Source organism: Hymenobacter terrigena (assembly GCF_054776515.1).
Genome location: NZ_BAAHBU010000004.1, coordinates 547,423 through 566,175 on the forward strand (window position 1 = coordinate 547,423; position 18,753 = coordinate 566,175).

Genomic DNA, 18,753 nt, shown 5'->3' on the forward strand with positions numbered 1-18,753 from the left:
TTATATAAAAATTATTAAAGACTTATTTTAATTATTTATGAGGTATCCTTTCCAGCGAGCAAATTCACCTATTACCAATGCCGGGCCAGGTGCAACGCCCTACCGCGTAGCCTACCAGCAGGTAGCCGGACTGGGCACGATGCGCTGGCTGGTAGCCGCCGGCTTCGCGTGCATGTTTTTTTTCCTGTGGTGGTTTTTCAGCACGCTGCGGGTGGGCTACGCGCCCCTGTTCTGGCTGCTGGCGGTTTCGTTTGGCTTCAAGCTGCTGCGCATGCTCCACGAATGGGTGCACTACATACAGATGCAGGTGCCCGTGCCGCCCACTTATGCAGCCGCCCCGCGCCGGGTCGACGTGCTGACGACGGCTTGCCCGGGCGAGCCCCGGGCCATGATTGTCCGCACCCTGGAAGCCATGCAGGCCATCCGGTACCCGCATGCCAGCTACCTCTGCGACGAAGGCGACGACCCCGTGCTGCGCGCCGCCTGTGCCCGCCTCGGCGTGGTGCACGTGACCCGCGCGGTGAAAAAAGACGCCAAAGCGGGCAACATCAACAATGCCCTGCGCCAGGCCACCGGCGAAGTATGCGTGGTGCTCGACCCCGACCACGTGCCCGCCCCCGACTTTCTGGACCACGTGCTGCCGTATTTCGAAGACGAGCGGGTGGGCTTCGTGCAGGTGGTGCAGGCCTACGGCAACCAGCAGGAAAGCCTGGTAGCGCGCGGTGCGGCCGAGCAGACGTACCATTTCTACGGCCCGCTGATGATGGGCATGAACGGCTACGGCACGGTGCAGGCCATCGGGGCCAACTGCACCTTCCGCCGGGCGGCCCTCGACTCGATTGGCGGGCACGCGGCCGGGCTCACGGAGGACATGCACACGGCCATGCGATTGCACGCGGCGGGCTGGCAGTCGGTGTACGTGCCCAAGGTGCTGAGCCGGGGCCTAGTGCCGGCCTCGCTGGCGGCCTTCTACTCGCAGCAGCTCAAATGGTCGCGCGGGGCGTTCGACCTGCTGTTCCGCGTTTACCCCCGGCTTTTTGGAAAATTTACCTGGGCGCAGCGCCTGCACTACCTGCTGCTACCCCTCTACTTCTTCTCCGGCGTCATCGCCCTGATTGACCTGACGTTACCATTTTTTTCACTGACAATGAGTCAGTTCCCTTGGCTGGTGGGCCTTGACGCGCTGGCCCTGCATGCGTTGCCCATGCTGGGCATGTCGCTGCTGATACGCTGCTACGTGCAGCGCTGGCTGCGCGAACCTGGCGAGAGCGGCCTGCACCTGGCGGGCGGTTTTTTGCGCATTGGAACCTGGTGGGTGTATACGCTGGGCTTTGTATACGCGGTGCTGGGCGTGCGCGTGCCCTACATTCCTACCCCAAAGGAAGGCCGCTGGGGCAACGAATGGCTGCTGGCCCTGCCCAACCTGCTGCTGGCTGCCCTGCTGCTGGCAGCGTGCAAGTATGGCCGCGATACTGCTAGTGGATTGTATACCAATATGATGGTGGTGCTGGCTCTGGTGAATGTGGCTATTCTGATGGCCGCCGCCGCCCTGGGGCAGCACGAGGCCACGCGCAATTTTATTCGGGATATGGCGGAGTGGCCGTTTCGCGGCTTGGTGCTGTGGCTGCACCGGCTGCAGGCACAGCTGGCCTTGGAGCTGGTGCCTCGCCTGCGCCGCTTCAGCCGGCCGGTGGCAGCGGCGAGCCTGGTTGCCGTGGGCATATCCTGCCATGTCCGGGCCGACTGGATGACCCACGACACGCCCCAGTGGCTGCTCACCAACACGCAAAGCCTGCACCTCGGGCAGGACATTGACTCGCCGGCGGCCAGCCTGGTCAGCTCCTTCGTTGCCCTGGGCCGCGCAAAGCCAGTAGCGGCAGAATGCGACATTGCCGCCCTGCGGGTTGAATTGCAGGAAACCTCGGCGCGGCTTCCCCAACTCGTGACCACCCTGGCCAACCAGCAAAAAGTGCCCCTGCTGAGCTGGCCCGTGAATGCTGCTGCCAGCCAGCAGGCCGGCTATTGGCACAATGCGGCGCAGCAGTTGCGGCAGGTGCCGGGGCCGGTAATGCTGCGGCCCCTGCTAAGCGCCCCAACGGCCCTGACCTACCGGCGCGCCTGGAAGCACATGGTGGACGCGTTTCGGCGCGAAGGCGTGCGGAATGTGGTGTGGGTGTGGAGCCCCGAAGCGGCGGATACGCTGTTGCAACGGTTTCCGGGCGTGGCCTATACCGACTGGGTAGCCGGTTCGCTGCTGGCCGGCCAGGGGGCATCCTATGCTGCACTGCGGCCCCAGCTGGCCCAGAACCTGGAGTTCCATCAACTGCCGGTGATGCTGCTGGCCCCGCCGCCAAATGCGGCCGTCACTAATGTGGCCCGCCTGAGCTGGCAATACCCCGAGATTAAAGCCGTCGTATTTTCGGCCCCGGCGCATACCGCCACCCCCACGGCCGGCCGGTTTATCCAATCGCCCCGGTACACGGCGGCGCTTTCCTCATCCTGGCACGCCAGCCTGATTCTACACTGACGCGGCCCGGAGGCGGGGTTCAGCAGTGCGGTTTTGCCGTTGGAAAATTTTGAGACTGAAGGCCGGATTGACAGCTAAAACGGCTGCTAATCCGGCCTTTATTTCATTACTGCATGGCACGGCAGGCTGGCAGGCAGCAGAACAGGAAACGCGCCCTGATTTCGGCCAATTATGCTGCTATCGGCAGCGCTGTTTTTTTACTATCACTAATAACGACTTACATTGTGCATAACTAAGACTTATCTGCGTTTGCATGAAGCAATTTTTACTGCTGCTCCTATTTCTGCCCATGTTGGCCCACGCCCAGCTGGCCGACAATTTCACCGATGGCAACTTCACCGCCAACCCTACCTGGACCGGCGACGCGGCCAGCTTCCAGGTAAACAGCCAGGTACTGCAAAGCAACGGCCCCACCGTCACCACCACCCAGATTGCCCTCAGCACGCCCTGCCAGGCCAACATCGGTACGGTATGGGAATTCTGGGCCAACCTGCGGGTAGTTGCCACTTCCGGTAATTACGCCGACGTGTGGCTCATCGCCTCGCAGACGGACCTGAAGCTTACCAGCAACTCCGGCTACTTTGTGCGGCTTGGCGGCACCGGTGGTAAAATCAGCCTTTTTCGCAAAGACTCAACCCGCACCGCCGTGCCGCTCATCGACGGCGCGCTTGGTAGCCTGTCCACGACCAACAACTTGGTGCGCGTGCGCGTGACCCGCACCACGGCCAACCAGTGGACCCTGGAGCGCGACCTCACTGGCGGGCGCACCTTCGTTCCCGAGGCGGCTCAGCCCTTCGATGCCACCTACCAGCGCAGCGTGGCCGTAGGCGTGTTCCTGAATTATTCCGCCACCAACAACCGCAATTACTACTTCGATGACTTTGTGGTGACCGATGCCACGGCCCCGCTCCTCGCCCGAGCTGTGCCCGCCGATGCCCGGCAGGTCGACGTGGTTTTCAACGAAGCCGTGGCCGCTGCCAGCGCCGGCCTGCCCGCCAACTACCGCCTGCAAAGCGGCGCGGTGCCGGTGTCGGCGCAGCCTTCGGCCACCAACCCGGCCGTGGTGCGTTTGACCTTCGCCGCCGATTTCCCGGCCCAAAGCGTGCTGGAAGTTCGCAACGTGGCTGACCTCTACGGCAACGTGGCGGCCGGGCCGCTCACGGCCGCCTTCACGGCGCTGCCCGTGCCGCCGGCTTTTGGCGACCTGATTATCAGTGAAATCTTTGCCGATGAGACCCCGCAGGTGGGCTTGCCGCTTTCCGAATACGTGGAGATTTACAACCGCAGCCTCACCAAAACCCTGAGCCTGCGCGGCGTGCGGCTGGGCAAAACCGGCAGCACCACCTTCGCCGCCTTTGCCGATACGGCCAAGCTGCTGCCCGGCCAGTACGCCGTGGTGTGCGGCAGCACGCGTATCAGCCAGTTTGCCACGCCCGGCGTGAAGGTGTACGGCCCCACCAACTTCCCCTCGCTCAGCAACGGCGGCGACCAGCTCATTCTGCGCGGCCGCGACGGCCGCACGCTGTTTGAGGTGACGTATTCCGATGCCTGGTACCGCGACGTGGTGAAAAAAGACGGCGGCTGGAGCCTGGAAATGATTGATACCAACAATTTCTGCGCCGGGGCCAGCAACTGGATTGCCAGTGCCGACCCCATCGGTGGCACGCCTGGCCGCGCCAACTCGGTGCGCGCTGCCAACGCCGATGCCCTGGCCCCGGCCCTGCTCCGCGCCGAACTGCCCGGCACCAACACGCTGCGCCTCACGTTCTCTGAAAAGCTGGACAGTGCCTCGGTGAGCAACGTGGCCCGCTACACCCTCGCACCGGCCAACACCATCACCCGCGTCATGCCCATCGGGCCCGATTTTCGGCAGGTGGACCTCACGCTCGGCACGGCAGTTTCTACGTCGGCCGTTATCCGCGTTACCGTGCAAACGGCCTCCGACTGCGTGGGCAACGTGAGCGGCAGCCTGCAAACGGCCACCGTGGCACCGCCCGTCGCCCCAGCAGTGGGCGACTTGATTATCACGGAGATTTTTGCCGATGAAACCCCGCAGGTGGGCCTGCCACTGTTTGAGTACCTGGAGATTTATAACCGCAGCGCCACCAAAACCATCAGCTTGCGCGGGGTGCGCCTTGGCAAAGGCAGCACCACCACCGTGGCAGTTTTCGATACTGCCCGGCTGGCCCCCGGCCAGTACGCCATTGTGTGCGGCAGCACCCACACCACCGACTTTGCGACCTACGGCAAAGTGTACGGCCCCACCAATTTCCCCACCCTCAGCAACGGCGGCGACCAGCTGGTGCTGCGTGGGCCGGATGGCCGCACGCTGTTTGAAGTCGCTTATTCCGATACCTGGTACCGCGACCTCAATAAGAAAAACGGTGGCTGGAGCCTGGAAATGATTGACACCAATAACTACTGCGGCGGGGCCGAAAACTGGACCGCCAGCACCGACCCCAGCGGCGGCACACCCGGCCGCGCCAACTCGGTGCGAGCCGCCAACGCCGATGCCCTGGCCCCGGCCCTGCTCCGCGCCGTGGCCCTGAACGCCACCACCGTCCGCGCCTATTTCTCCGAAAAGCTGGACAGCACCGCCGCCGCTACCGTGGGCCGCTACGCACTGGCCGCGCCCGGCCCGGCCATCACGCGGGCTGCGCCCGTGGGGCCCGATTTCCGGCAGGTCGACCTCACGCTGGCGGCTGCCCTGCTGCCCAGCCGCCCCGTCACCCTTACCGTGCAAACGGCGACCGACTGCGCCGGCAACGCCAGCGGCGTGCTGCAACCGGCCACTTTCGCCCTGCCTGAAACAGCCGTTAGTGGCGATGTGGTGATAAACGAGTTGCTGTTCAACCCCCGCGTGAGTGCGGTGCGGTTCGTGGAAATCATTAACCGCAGCAACAAATTCATTGATTTGCAGGGCTGGCAGTTTTCGCGCGGCCGCGTGAACGGCCGCGCCACGCCTACCCCCATAACGTCTGCGCCGTTGGTCATTGCGCCGGGGCAGCTGTTGGCTTTCACTACGGATGTAGCCAACATTCAGGTCCAGTACCCTACCAGCAGCGACCCGGCCAGCCTGATTCAGGTAGCCAGCCTGCCCTCGTTTGCCGACGTGGACACGGTGATGCTGCTCGATGCCGGCAATGCAGTGCTGGACCGGCTGGCGTATTCCAAATCCCTGCATCTGAGCCTGCTGGCTACCCAGGAGGGCGTGTCGCTGGAACGCATTCGCACCAACGGGCCGACGCTGGGCAGCAACTTCCATTCGGCAGCCAGCGCCGTGGGCTACGCCACACCCGGCCGGCCCAATTCGCAGGCCCAGGACGAGGCCGGCGGCAACCAGGAGCTGACCGTAACGCCCGAAGTCTTCACCCCCGACGACGACGGCCAGCAGGATTTTGCCACCCTCAACTACCACCTCGACGCGCCCGGCTACGCCGCCAGCGTGACGGTGTACGACGCCCTGGGCCGCCTCACCCGCCGCCTTACCCGCAACGAAACGCTGCCCACCAACGGCTTCATTCAGTGGGACGGCATCGATGACCGGGGCCGCAAGGCGGCCGTGGGCTACTACATTCTGCTCGTCGAACTGTTCCGCCCCAGCGGTGGCGAAAAGCGCGAATACAAGAAAACGGTAGTACTGGGGGCGCGGTTTTAACTGGACGAAGCCGCCTGTCATTGCAAGCGCAGCGCGGCAATGACAGGCGATTTCCCGGCAACTCTTATTAAACCCCGCCCGCTGGTCCGCGTCTTACCGCCATGAACAGCACCCAGCAACTGCAACACCTCTACTGGCGCGCCGGCTTCGGCCCCCGCCCGCAGGACGTGGCCGCCGGCCTCAGCCCACGCAAAGCCCTGCGCCAGCTGCTGCACGATTCGGAAGTCTACGAGCCCCTCGCCGGCCCTAGCCTGAACTATACCGACCCGCAGGGCATGGTGATGACCGACCCGGCCTCGACCAAAAACAACCCGGTGCCCAACGGCATGGTGACCACGCCGGACCAGCCCGCGCCTCCTGGCGCGCCGACTGCCCCCATAGCGGCGATGCGGCCGCGCGCGGCGTTCAAGGGCGGCACTATTGCGGCCGGGGTGCCGCGCCTGCGCCGTGCCGACCTCACGCCTGCTCAGCGCAAGATGCAGAATGAAGGCATCCGTGACGCGTTCAACAACATGAGCACGGCCTGGATGGAGCGCATGGCCACGTCGCCGGCGCAGCTGCGCGAGAAGATGACGCTGTTCTGGCACGGGCACTTTGCCTGCCGCGTGCGCCAGCCCGACGCCGCCCTCAGCCTGCACAATACCACCCGGCAGCATGCTCTGGGCAAATTCCCGGACCTGCTGCTGGCCGTGAGCCGGGAGCCGGCCATGCTCCAGTTCCTCAACAATCAGCAAAACCGCAAAGAGCACCCCAACGAAAACTTCGCCCGCGAGGTGATGGAGCTGTTCACGCTGGGGCGCGGCAACTACACCGAAACCGACGTGAAGGAAGCCGCCCGCGCCTTCACCGGCTGGGGCTACGACTACCAGAGCAATTTCAAGTTTCGGGAGCGCGAGCACGACGCGGGTACCAAAACATTCCTGGGCAAAACCGGCAACCTGACCGGCGAAGATGTGCTGACGCACATTCTGGCGCAGCCTGCCGCCGCCACCTTCCTGACCACAAAAATCTACCGCTTCTTCGTAAACGACGTGCCCAACCCGGCGCACATCGAGCCGCTGGCGGTAGCCTTCCGCAAGAGCGGCTACGACATTGCCGACCTCATGGAGCGCCTGTTTTCGGCCGATTGGTTCTACGAGCCGGCCAACATGGGCACTCATATTAAAAGCCCGGTGGAGCTGCTGGCCGGCATCCGCCGCACGCTGAATGTGAAGGTCGACAACGCGCAGCCGCTGCTGGGCTACCAGCGGGCGCTGGGCCAGAACCTGTTTCAGCCGCCCAACGTGGCTGGCTGGCCCGGCGGCCGCAACTGGATTGATTCGTCGTCGCTGCTGCTGCGCTTGCAGCTGCCGGCCATCCTGTTCAAGAACGCCGAGTTTGCCGTGGCCCTGAAGCAGGACGAAAACGACATCGCCCCCAACCAGACCAAGGCCGAGCGCACCGTGCGGCCCGGTGCGGGCGCCCACCTGCCGCTGGCCCCGCTCCAGCAATTGCTCGGGGCCACGCCCGTTGCCCAGCAGCCCGAGAAGCTCAGCAGCTTTCTGCTCCAGGCCAGCATCCGGCCCGAAAACCTGCAGCTGGTGCAGCAGGCCGCCCAGCAAAAAGAGCCGGCTGAAGCATTACGAGCCACTTTGGTGAGCTTGCTGAGCCTGCCCGAATATCAATTGGCATAACCCCTCCTTTCCAATAGAGCTATGGCTTCCACCCGCCGCGAATTTCTCCGCACTTCCGCCTTGGCCAGCACCTTGCTGCTGGTGCCCAAGTTCCTGCACGCCCTGGACCGGGGCCCGGGCCTCGCCGGCCTGCGCGACGCCACCGGGGCGCGCCGCCTCATTGTGGTGCAGCTGGGCGGAGGCAATGACGGGCTGAATACCGTCATCCCCTACCGCAACGACTTATATTACAAGGCCCGGCCCACGCTCGGCATCAAGGAAACCGAGGGAATTTTAGCTTTGGATAAGGACCTGGGCCTGCACCCGGCGCTGAAGGGCTTGAAGGGCCTCTACGACCAGGGCCAGCTGGCCGTGCTGAACTCGGTGGGCTACCCCAACCCCGACCGCTCGCACTTCCGGTCGATGGACATCTGGCAATCCGGCTCGGGCTCCGACCAGGTAGTGAGCACTGGCTGGCTGGGCCGCTACCTCGACTCCAGCTGCCCCGATTGCCAGCGCCCCTACAACGCCCTCGAAATCGACGACACGCTGAGCCTGGCCCTGAAGGGCAGCCAGCGCAAAGGTCTGGCCCTAAAAAGCCCGGATAAATTCCACCAAATCAATCAAAACCGCTTGCTGAGCAAGGTGAGCAAGGAAACCGCGCCCGCCCACCAGGAGCAGGTCGACTACCTCTACAAGACGCTGGCCGAAACTGCGTCCTCGGCCGATTATCTGTACGACAAGTCGAAAATTTACAAGTCGGCCGTGACGTACCCGAACTCCGACTTCGGCAAAAACCTAAAAACCACCGCCGAGCTGATTAACTCCGGCGTAGAATCCCGTGTGTACTACCTGGCGCTGAGTGGTTTCGACACCCACGTACGCCAGCACGAGCAGCAGCAGCGCCTCTTCACCGACCTCGGCGACGGCCTCGCCGCCCTGGCCGACGACCTGCGCCAGCACGACCAGTGGAATAACACGCTGGTGCTGGTGTTCAGCGAATTTGGCCGGCGCGTAGGTCAGAACGCCAGCAATGGCACCGACCACGGCACGGCCAACAACGTGTTCCTGGCCGGTGGCGCCCTCCAGAAAAAAGGCGTGATAAACGATGCTCCCGACCTCGTAAACCTCGACCAGGGCGACCTGCGCCACCAAGTCGATTTCCGCAGCATCTACGCCAACATCCTCAAAGACTGGCTCGGAGCCGACGACACCGCCATTCTAGGTACCGGTTTTGAGCGCATGAGCGGGCTGGTGTAATTGCGCAGCTTGTCATTGCGAGCGAAGCGTGGCAAACGAAGTTCAGCGAAGCTAATCTTTTCTCTCAAAGCGACTAACCCTGAGATGTGATAAAGCCTCTTTTAACAGAAAGCCCCGATACTGAGCAGCATCGGGGCTTTCTGTTAAAAGAGGATGCCTGGCTTTTACAGGACGGATTAGCAGAAATTAATTTCGGGCCGGGTGTTAGCTTGGTGGCAAATTTTCCTTTCCACCACTTTTTCAGTTCTGCTGCTCGCCTTATGACGCCGGCCCTCTACCCTCCCAGCCCGGCCAATGTGCCGGCGGGTTTCACGCGCCCGTCGGGCCGCTACATGGGGCTCGTGGCCGCCATGTTGGTTAGTATTCTGCTGTTTCTGGTGTTGTATGCGGCATTGCTGGCCGGGGCGATGGGCCTCGTTTATCTCACCCTGACGCATCATTTCGACAGCTATGGGCTGTGGACGGGCCTGTTCCACCTGGGCTGCGTGGTGGGCGCGCTTATGCTGGTGGCGTTTCTGCTGAAGGCGCTGTTTAAACGCGGCCCGGTGAGCAGCCTCAGCCAGCACCCGCGCCTAAGCCGCGAGGCCCACCCAGCCCTGTTTGCGTTTGTGGACCAACTCTGCGCCGAGGCGGGGGCCGACCGTCCTAAGTACATCTGCGTGAGCTCCGATGTGAACGCGGCGGTATTCTACGACAACGCCACGCGCAGCCTGTTCTGGCCCACGCGCAAGAACCTGCTCATCGGGCTGGGCCTCGTTAATGGCCTCACGCTCTCGGAGTTCAAAGCCGTGCTGGCGCACGAGTTCGGCCACTTTGCGCAGCGCAGCATGCGCCTGGGCTCCTACGTGAACACGGCCAGCCGCATGATTCACGACATGGTGTACGAGCGCGACAAGTGGGACGAAATGCTGGTGCAGTGGCGCACGCTCGACATCCGCGTGTCGGCCGCCGCGTGGCTGATGACGGCCTTGGTCTGGATGATGCGCAAGCTGTTGCAGCTAGCTTACCAGGGCATTCACCTGGTGCACGCCTCGCTTTCGCGGGAGATGGAATTTCAGGCCGACCGCGTGGCCGTGAGCCTGGCCGGCTCCGAAGCCATGTGCCAGGTGCTCTACCAGCTGGGGCCGGTGAGCACGGCGCTGAGCGCGGCCACCGGGCAGTTGGGCATGGCCCTGGAGCACAAGCTGGCCACCGATGACGTGTTCTACCACCAGTCACTCTACCTGGCCGAAAACCTGGCCCAGCGCGAAGCCCCCGCGGCGCCCGCGCCCGGCGAGCCGCGCCGCCTGTTCCGGCCCGACGAAGTGAACGTGGTGGAGATGTACGCCAGCCACCCCGCCGATTACCTGCGCGAGGAGCAGGCCCAAGCCCACCCCGTGCCCGGCCCCACCGACGAGCGTTCGGCCTGGCTACTGTTCAACAACCCCGCCGAGCTGCGCCGCCTCGTGACCCAGCGCATCTACCCGGAATTTGCGGCGGGCAAAGCGCCCGAAGTGCGCCCAGCGGACGAAATCGAAGATTTCCTGGCTACCGAGCGGGCCGAAACCACTTACCATCACATGTACGGCGGCACGTACGAGCAGCGCATCGTCACCACCCTCAACCCCGACAAGCTGGCCGATTTGGTGGACACTACCGCCCTGCCGCCCGGCACGTTGGCCGACGCCCGCGCCGCCCTTTTCGGCCCCGAGCTGAAGACCCGCACCGATGCCCACACCGCGCGCCAAGCCGATTTGCAGAAGCTCGCGCTCTTCAAGCAGGGCCACACCAAGGACAAGTTTTTCACCGTGGCCGGCACCCGATACCCCGCCGCCGAGGCTGCGACGGTGGCCGCCCAGCTGGAGCGTGAAAACGAGCTTTACCGCGCCGAATGCGCCGATTTTGACCGGCAGGTGGCGCTGCTCTACCACCACTTATTTGCGCAGGCCGCAGCGCCGCAGCGCGAGGAATGGCTGGCCCGCTTCCGCTTCCAGTTCGGCATTCAGCGCGCTTTTGAGACTGTGCGCAACGTAGACATCGCGGCGCACCGCCTGGTTTTCCAGATTCAGCAACAGGGCACCATTCAGCAAGCCGATGTGTCGCGCTACGTAGCCGAATTTGAACAGCTCCGCACGCTGCTCGACTTGGCACTGGAAGACGCCCGCGCAGTGCCAATGCTGCCGCTGGCCCATCTGGAAGGCTTTGCCACGCTCACGGATTTCGTGCTGCAAAACCGGGCGCTTCCCCACTACGCCACCTTCACCAATGAGTGGATTAACACCTTCCTGAGTGGCACCAGCCTGAGCGAGGAACGGCTGCGGCGACTGTATTTCAAAAACCTGGGCGTACTGCTACGCTTGCAGGAAGCAGTGTAGCAGCAGTTTTTCCATCGTCTACCGCCCAAACACGGCCCCGGCCAGCGCCAGCACGGCCCGGCGCGTGGCCTCGGGCTGCTCCAGATACGAGAGGTGCCCGCTGCCTTCCAGAAACAGCGCGGAGCCCACCGGCGGTAGGGCGGCCTGGCGCACGGCATCATCGAAATGCACGGCCACGTCGTGCTTGCCGGCCACCATCAATACCGGAAAGGGGGCTTTGGCCAGCACCTGAGTGCGCTCGGGGCGGGCGGCCATGCCGCGCAGGGCACCGGTGATGGTGGTGGCGGGCGTGGCTTTGCCGATTTCCTCCAGCAGGCCGCGGGCATCGGTCAGCTTGTCGCGGTTGGTGGGCGCGAAAAGCGGGCGCACGAACGATTCCATGAATTTGCCCACGCCGTGGCGCTCCACGAAGCTGATGTTTTTCTCGCGGTTCTGGCGCTTCTCGTCGGTATCGGGCAGGGCGGTGGAGTTGATGAGGGCCAAGCCGGCCACGCGCTGGGGCCAACGCTCGGCCAGGGCCAGGGCCACGTAGCCGCCCATGCTGTGGCAGACCAGCAGCACCGGGTCGGGGCAGCCTTTTTGGTTGAGGTACTCGATGATGTGACGCGCCTGGGCCTCCATCGAAAAATCGGGCACTGGGGCCAGGTTAGTGCCGTGGCCGGGCAGGTTGGGGGCCAGCAGCCGGTAGCCATCGGGGAAGGCGCGGGTGAAATCGGTCCACACCTCGCGGCTTTCGGCAAATCCGTGGAGGAAAACGATGGTGGGTGGGTTGGAAGCGGGCGTCATACGGGCAAAAGTAACGGTCCCCGCTTTCCGCTTCCTTATTTATTTCCCCGCTTATTCTGCCTGCCGCAGCGACGACTCCCGCACGAACAGCTGCGGCTGTAGCACCACCTGCCGCTGCGAAAACGCCGTGCCTTCGGCCGCGGCCAAATCGGTGAAGAGGCGGAAGGCGGCCTGGCCCATTTCCTCGCAGCGCTGGTCCACGGAGGTGAGGTGAGGCTCGGCCACCATCGTCAGGGCCTCGTTGCTGAAGCCGGCCAGGGCCACGTCCTGTGGCACGCGCAGGCCCCGGCTTTTCAATACCTGTAGCGCACCGAGAATGGCCGAGTCGCCGGCCGCGAACACGGCATCGGGCGGGTTGGGCAGGGCCAACAGCTGCTTCATGCACTCCTGGCCGCCTTCCAGGGTCATGTCGCAGTCGATAATCAGGCTTTCGTCCGGGGCGATGCCGCGGCTTTGTAGGGCGTCGAGGTAGCCCTGGCGGCGGTTGCGGTAGATGTTGAGGTGCTGCGGGCCGGCCAGATGGGCCACGCGGCGGCAGCCCTGCTCCAGCAGGTGGCGCGTGGCCTGGAAAGCGCCGTCCTGGTCGTTGAGGACCACGGCATTTACGCTGTCGCCTTCCAAAATGCGGTCGAAAAACACCAGCGGCACCCCGCGCTTGCGCACTTTATCGAAGTGCCGGAAATCGAGCGTGGTGCGCGAAACCGATACCAGAATGCCCGCCACCTGCGCGCTGAGCAGGGTCTCAAGGTTCTTGCGCTCCTGCGCCACGTCTTCGTTCGACTGGCAGATGATGACGCTGTAGCCGGCCTTGCTGGCCGCCGTTTCGATGCCGTGCACCACCGAGGCAAAAAAGCGCCCTTCGATGTAGGGCACAATCACACCCAGCAGCGTGCTGGTGCCCTTGCGCAGGGCCGAGGCCATGCGATTGGGCTGGTAATTCAACTTTTTGGCCAGCTTGAGCACGGCCTGCTTGGTGGCCGGCCCGATGCTGTGGTGGTCGCTCAGGGCCCGCGAAATCGTGGTCATCGACACGCCCAGCTCCCGGGCCAAATCGGCCATGGAAACAGGGCTGTGGCCCGAGTCGGAGGGGTTGGAAGAAGAGCGGCGTCCGGCCATTTTAATGAGGCGATAGATAGAACTACAATGCGTAAAGCTAGTAGAAGCTGTTTAGAAAGTTGATTGAACGTCCTATTGAAAGCGTCACAACGGAACGTCATGCTGAGCGCAGCCGAAGCATCTCTACCGCATGGTTGCAGCCGTCATTGATTACTGGCGCGGTAGAGATGCTTCGACTGCGCTCAGCATGACGTTCTTATTTCAGAAGGACCGTTTTTATTAACTCAAACACCTTCCAACGACCGCAACGATTACCCGACGGCCCGGTTCTAACCCGGCAGCTTGCCGGAGAAGAACGTAATTTTTTTACCTCCAATTCCACAATTCCGCCGGCCGAGACCGTACAACAACGCCTGTCTTTCCGGACCTTTGGCCCCATCTGAACCAATTGCGACTCTATGAACCCTCTCGTTGACATCCGCCAGTTCGACCAAAGCCTGTGGCTGGACTTTATCAGCCGCCCCATCATCATCGACGGCAAGCTCCAGCGCCGCATTCAGGACGAAGCCCTGCGCGGCGTAACCTCGAACCCCGCCATTTTTGCCAAGTCCATCGGCGACACGGCCGACTACGATTCGGCCATCAAAGCCTTGGCCCTGCAGGGCAAAACCACCGACGAAATCTACACCAACCTGGCCGTGTCCGACGTGCAGGCCGCGACCGACCTGTTCCGCCCCCTCTACGACGGCCCCGACCACGGCTCCGACGGCTACGTGAGCCTCGAAGTATCGCCCGAGCTGGTGAACGATACCGAAGGCACCATCGCCGAGGCCCTGGCCCTGTGGAAAGCTGTGAACCGTCCCAACGTGATGATTAAAGTGCCGGCCACGCTCGAAGGCCTGCCCGCTATCCGCCGCCTCATTTCGGAAGGCGTGAACGTGAACGTGACCCTGATTTTCGGCCTGGAGCGCTACCGCCTGGTGGCCGAAGCCTTCATCGCCGGCCTCGAAGACCGCGCCCAAAAGGGCGAGCCGCTGGCCCGCATTGACTCGGTAGCCAGCTTCTTTCTAAGCCGCATCGACGTGCTGATTGACCCCATGCTGGAGAAAATCGCGGCCGAAGGCGGCGAGAAAGCCGCGTTGGCGCAGTCGCTCGTGGGCGAGGTGGCCATTGCCAGCGCCAAGCAGGCTTATCAGATTTACAAGGAGATTTTCTCGGGTCCGCGCTGGGAGGCGCTGGCTGCGAAAGGTGCCGCAACCCAGCGCCTGTTGTGGGCCAGCACCGGCAACAAAAACCCCAAATACGACAACCTGCGCTACGTAGACGGCCTCATCGGCCCGCACACGGTGAACACCGTGCCGGTGGAAACGCTCGACCTGTTCGGCAAAAGCGGCAAGGTGGCCGTGACCATTGAAGACAACCTGGAGCACTCGAAAGAGGTGCTGGCCCGCCTGCCCGAGCTGGGCATCAATCTGGAGGAACTGACCCAGCACCTCGAAGAAGACGGCGCCACCAAATTCAAGGAGCCCTTCGCCAAGCTGATGCAGTCCATCGAAAAGAAGCGCGCCCTGGCGGTGCAGGACCAGGTAGACGACTCCAAAATGGAACTGGGCCAGTACCAGGCCGCCGTGGATGCGCAGCTGGCCAAGTTCAAGGCCGACAACTTCGTGGCCGGTTTCTGGGATAAAAAGGCCGACCTGTGGACCAGCGACGAGGCTGGCCAGCACAGCATCCGCAGCTACATGGGCTGGCTGCGCGTGGCCGAAACGATGGTGGGCGCGGTGCCCGAAATCGAGCAGTTTGTGCACGAGGTGCAGGCCGCTGGCTTTAAGCACGTGGTGGTGATGGGCATGGGCGGCAGCACGATGGCTCCCATTGTGTTCAAATCCTCGTTTGCGAAAGGCGAAAACGGCCTGCCGATGTCGGTGCTCGATACCACCGACCCCGGCACGGTGCGCGAAATCGAAGCTTCCGTGCCGCTGGCCGAGACGCTATTCATCGTGGCCAGCAAGTCGGGCACCACGGCCGAGCCGCTGGCTTTCGGCGACTATTTCTACGCCAAAGTGAAGGAAATCAAAGGCGACAAGGCCGGCGAAAACTTTGTGGCCATCACCGACCCGGGCTCGAAGTTCGTAACCGACGCCACGAACGCCAAGTACCGCCGCATCTTCCTCAACTTCCCCGAAGTGGGCGGCCGCTTCTCGGCCCTCACCTACTTCGGCCTGGTGCCGGCGGCCCTCTACGGCCTGCCCATCGGCGAAATTCTGGAGCGCGCCATCCTGATGATGCGCGCCTGCGGCGCCTATGGCCCGACCGATAAAAACCCCGGCCTCGAATTCGGCACCGCCCTGGGCGTGCTGGCGTCGCAAGGCCGCGACAAGCTCACCATCGTGGTGCCCGATGCCCTGCACGACCTCGGCCTGTGGCTGGAGCAGCTCATCGCCGAAAGCACCGGCAAGGAAGGCAAGGGCATCCTGCCCGTGGCCGGCGAGCCGCTGGGCGACCCGAGCATCTACGGCACCGACCGCGTGTTCGTGTACGTGGGCTATAAGGACCAGCCCGACGAAGCCAACACCAGCAAGCTGCAGGCCCTGGCCGCCGCCGGCCACCCCGTCATCACCCTGCTGATGAAGGACGCCTTCGACCTCGGCCAGGAGTTCTACCGCTGGGAAGTGGCCACGGCCGTGGCCAGCGCCGTGTTCCAGATTAACCCCTTCGACCAGCCCAACGTGCAGGCCGCCAAAACGGCCACCGACAAGCTGATGAAGGCCGTGGAAACCGAAGGCAAGCTGCCCGAAACCGAAGCCCCCGCCGCCAGCGAAAACGGCGTGGACTACTACACCGCCGCCCACGGCGACGGGGCGGCCGGCGTGCTCAAAGCCTTCTTCGCCCAGGCCAAGCCCGGCGATTTCGTGTGCCTGCAAGCCTACCTCACCGAAACGCCCGCCGTGAGCGCCAGCCTGCTGGCCCTGCGCCAGCGCGTGATGCAGGAGCTGCACTTGGCCACTACCTCAGGCTACGGCCCACGCTTCCTGCACAGCACCGGCCAGTACCACAAAGGCGGTCCCAACACCGGCCTGTTCATCCAGTTCACCGACGACAACCCGCAGGACCTGGCCCTGCCCGGCCGCTCCTACACCTTCGGCACCTTCAAGAATGCCCAGGCCCTCGGCGACCTGCAGGCCCTGCTCGACAACGGCCGCCGCACCCTCCGCGTGAACCTCGGCAAGGATGCTGAAGCCGGCCTGAAAACCATGCTGGCCGCCCTGCCGCCGCTGAAGTAGCGTTTAGGAATTCATAGCAAAGCCCGCCGCGCTCGATAGCACGGCGGGCTTTTGCGTTGGAAGGGCCAGCTGTTATGGCAGACCACTCGGCGTTCCCCTTATAATACCAGACTGTTGCCACCGAATGCAAAAAAGAGCTTACGCTGACCGTTCGTAGTGATGCGCTGACCGTTCGGAGTCTTCCGCTGAGTGTTCGGAGGAAGCAGCTAACCGTTCGGCAGGGTGGGCTGAGGCTTCGGCCAGGCCAGCGGCGCGTTCGGTGGGAGCGGCTGAGCGTTTGAAGGGATGGGCGGGCCGTTCGGAGCCGATTGGGAAGGAATACCCATGCCACGCGGCGACTCCCGGCAACGGGGGCCGCCGCGTGTTACTTTTGGCCCCGTCCCTTTGTTTGAAATGTTATGAACGAGCAGCTAGTTGTCAAGAATTTCGGCCCCATCAAAGACGCCACCGTGGACTTCAAGCGCGTCACCGTTTTCATCGGGCCGACGGGCGGCGGGAAGAGCACGCTGGCGAAGCTGGCGGCGGTATTTCGAAGTTTTATGCTTCTAGGAAAGCCTGATGCAAACCAGACACTTTTTGACACTTATAAAATTCAAGGATTCGTTAACGAACATTCGGCTTTAAACTGGTTTTTCGATGGTCATTATGTACAGATGCGGGGGCACGACATGAACCTTAGCAGCAGTTTGGTACAGCAGATAAATAACGCTGTAGTCAATACTCATAAAGAACTAGCCAAGAGAGCACCAATTCCAACTTTGATACAGCTTATCGAGATGGCATCCGATAAGATGATAAAAGAGAAGTCAAGTACGCTTCCTTTAAGTGCATTTAAGAATTTGCTTGACGAAATAACTAGTAGCGCTATAATTAGTGCTATGCCCTCTAATAGTGCTAAATATATCCCAGCGGAACGGGTTTTTGTGCCGACAGTGGAATACTCTTGGGCCGGATTGATGAGGGATGACATTGGCTTGCCCAAAACGCTTCTAGAGTTTGCTAACAGCTTTTCATTAGCCCGCAAGGCAATCCCTGAACTTGACATCCCTTTCTTCGATGTCAAATACCAACACATTGGCGGCCGCGACTTCATCAAAATACCTAACCGCGAAGAGCCATTAATGCTCTTAGAAACCGCCAGCGGCATCCAATCCGTCACGCCGCTGCTGGTGCTGCTGGAGCATCTGAGCCGTGACACCGAGCAGGCGCAGAGCTTCATCATCGAAGAGCCGGAGTTGAACTTGTACCCCACGGCCCAGCAAGGCCTGCTGAACTGGCTGGTGGAGAAATGCACCAAGGGCGAAAACGACCTGACGATTACCACGCACAGCCCCTACATCCTATCCAGCTGCAACCTGTTGCTGGAGGCTTACAAAGTGGCCCAGCAGCGGCCCGAGCTGGCCGATGAAATCGACAAGATTGTGCCCCGCGCCTGCTGGCTGAACCCCGAGGAGTTTGCCGCCTACTACGTGGCCGATGGCACGGTAAAGCCCATCACCGATGAGCGCACGCATCTGATTGGAGGCAATGAGTTAGACGCTGTTTCCGGCGATATTTCTGACAGCTTCCGCAAATTGCTACGGCTTAAAAAACAGGTAGTGTAATGCGGGAAGCGTTAGAAAGGTATTTCGACCACTGCCGCCAAAAGGGCTGCATCAACGTTTATCCCGAACCAGTTTCATACTTCGAAGACCCTCCCGGTGAAGGTTTTGTGCAGCGAGTAACTGCCGAAGAATTCGACCCTGAACGTCATTTTACTGTTCGCAACTCTGCTGAACGGCCAGTACAACTGATAGCAGTTGATAAATGCCTGATTATGCAGGGCACTAAGCGGTGCGACTGCGTTTTCTCCGAAGGCCGCGACGTCTATTTTGTTGAGTTCAAGTTGCGGGCCGAAGACCGTGAAGTAGCTGACGACCGGCGGATAGAAACCCGTTTGGAGGAAGCCTGGGAGCAGTTATTAACGACTGTCCTGCTTTTTGAAAACGAAGGGTTTCTGAGTCGTGAGCATAATGTCCGGGCATACGCATACGTCGGATACGGCCCTCTCATTCCAGCCCCAACGACTACAATATTGAATCTGGCAGAAGAATTTGATAACCGAATTCGGTATTCAGCCGACTTTGACGTGAAAGACAGCGCATTATTTTGAGACACGAAGAAGCCCCCGCAGCAC

At 62.3% G+C, this 18,753-nt stretch carries 10 protein-coding genes; 8 read left to right on the plus strand and 2 right to left on the minus strand.

Translation table 11 applies throughout. The features are described from left to right. Window positions 1–37: 37 nt before the first annotated feature. The 5 genes from ACYU7Q_RS18805 to ACYU7Q_RS18825 all read left to right on the plus strand — a co-directional run bounded on the left by ACYU7Q_RS18805 (window position 38) and on the right by ACYU7Q_RS18825 (window position 11,451). Window positions 38–2,527 carry a glycosyltransferase gene (locus ACYU7Q_RS18805; RefSeq protein ID WP_460610982.1) on the plus strand — a complete coding sequence of 830 codons (2,490 nt, stop codon included), beginning with the start codon at window positions 38–40 and terminating at the stop codon, window positions 2,525–2,527. A gap of 253 nt (window positions 2,528–2,780) precedes the next feature. Beyond that, window positions 2,781–6,185: a lamin tail domain-containing protein gene (locus ACYU7Q_RS18810; RefSeq protein ID WP_460610983.1), complete on the plus strand. Its 3,405-nt coding sequence runs from the start codon at window positions 2,781–2,783 to the stop codon at window positions 6,183–6,185. Window positions 6,186–6,286: 101 nt separating this feature from the next. Continuing rightward, window positions 6,287–7,858: a DUF1800 domain-containing protein gene (locus tag ACYU7Q_RS18815; protein WP_460610984.1), complete on the plus strand. Its 1,572-nt coding sequence runs from the start codon at window positions 6,287–6,289 to the stop codon at window positions 7,856–7,858. 21 nt (window positions 7,859–7,879) lie between these two features. Then, a complete protein-coding gene (locus ACYU7Q_RS18820; protein ID WP_460610986.1) occupies window positions 7,880–9,097 on the plus strand; it encodes a DUF1501 domain-containing protein in 1,218 nt (405 codons plus the stop codon). Between the two features lie 260 nt (window positions 9,098–9,357). Next, window positions 9,358–11,451, plus strand: coding sequence for a M48 family metallopeptidase (locus ACYU7Q_RS18825; protein WP_460610987.1), 2,094 nt, complete (start codon window positions 9,358–9,360; stop codon window positions 11,449–11,451). Window positions 11,452–11,469: 18 nt separating this feature from the next. On the opposite strand, the gene ACYU7Q_RS18830 is transcribed toward ACYU7Q_RS18825, so the two are convergent. Together ACYU7Q_RS18830 and ACYU7Q_RS18835 are read right to left on the minus strand one after the other, a co-directional pair. Then, window positions 11,470–12,237, minus strand: coding sequence for an alpha/beta fold hydrolase (locus tag ACYU7Q_RS18830; protein WP_460610988.1), 768 nt, complete (start codon window positions 12,235–12,237; stop codon window positions 11,470–11,472). 51 nt (window positions 12,238–12,288) lie between these two features. Next, the gene (locus tag ACYU7Q_RS18835; RefSeq protein ID WP_460610989.1) at window positions 12,289–13,353 is read right to left on the minus strand and encodes a LacI family DNA-binding transcriptional regulator; all 1,065 of its coding nucleotides are present in this window, start codon (window positions 13,351–13,353) and stop codon (window positions 12,289–12,291) included. A 398-nt stretch (window positions 13,354–13,751) separates the two neighbouring features. On the opposite strand from ACYU7Q_RS18835, the gene ACYU7Q_RS18840 reads away from it, so the two are divergent. The 3 genes from ACYU7Q_RS18840 (at window position 13,752) to ACYU7Q_RS18850 (ending at window position 18,729) form a co-directional block, all read left to right on the plus strand. Next, on the plus strand, window positions 13,752–16,577 hold the full coding sequence (locus ACYU7Q_RS18840; protein ID WP_460610990.1) for a bifunctional transaldolase/phosoglucose isomerase: 2,826 nt from the start codon (window positions 13,752–13,754) through the stop codon (window positions 16,575–16,577). A gap of 398 nt (window positions 16,578–16,975) precedes the next feature. Then, window positions 16,976–18,181 carry an AAA family ATPase gene (locus tag ACYU7Q_RS18845; protein WP_460610991.1) on the plus strand — a complete coding sequence of 402 codons (1,206 nt, stop codon included), beginning with the start codon at window positions 16,976–16,978 and terminating at the stop codon, window positions 18,179–18,181. Beyond that, entirely contained in the window at window positions 18,181–18,729 is a 549-nt protein-coding gene (locus ACYU7Q_RS18850; protein ID WP_460610992.1) for a hypothetical protein, read from the plus strand. Before ACYU7Q_RS18845 ends, ACYU7Q_RS18850 begins: the two co-directional genes overlap by 1 nt. Window positions 18,730–18,753 lie beyond the last annotated feature (24 nt).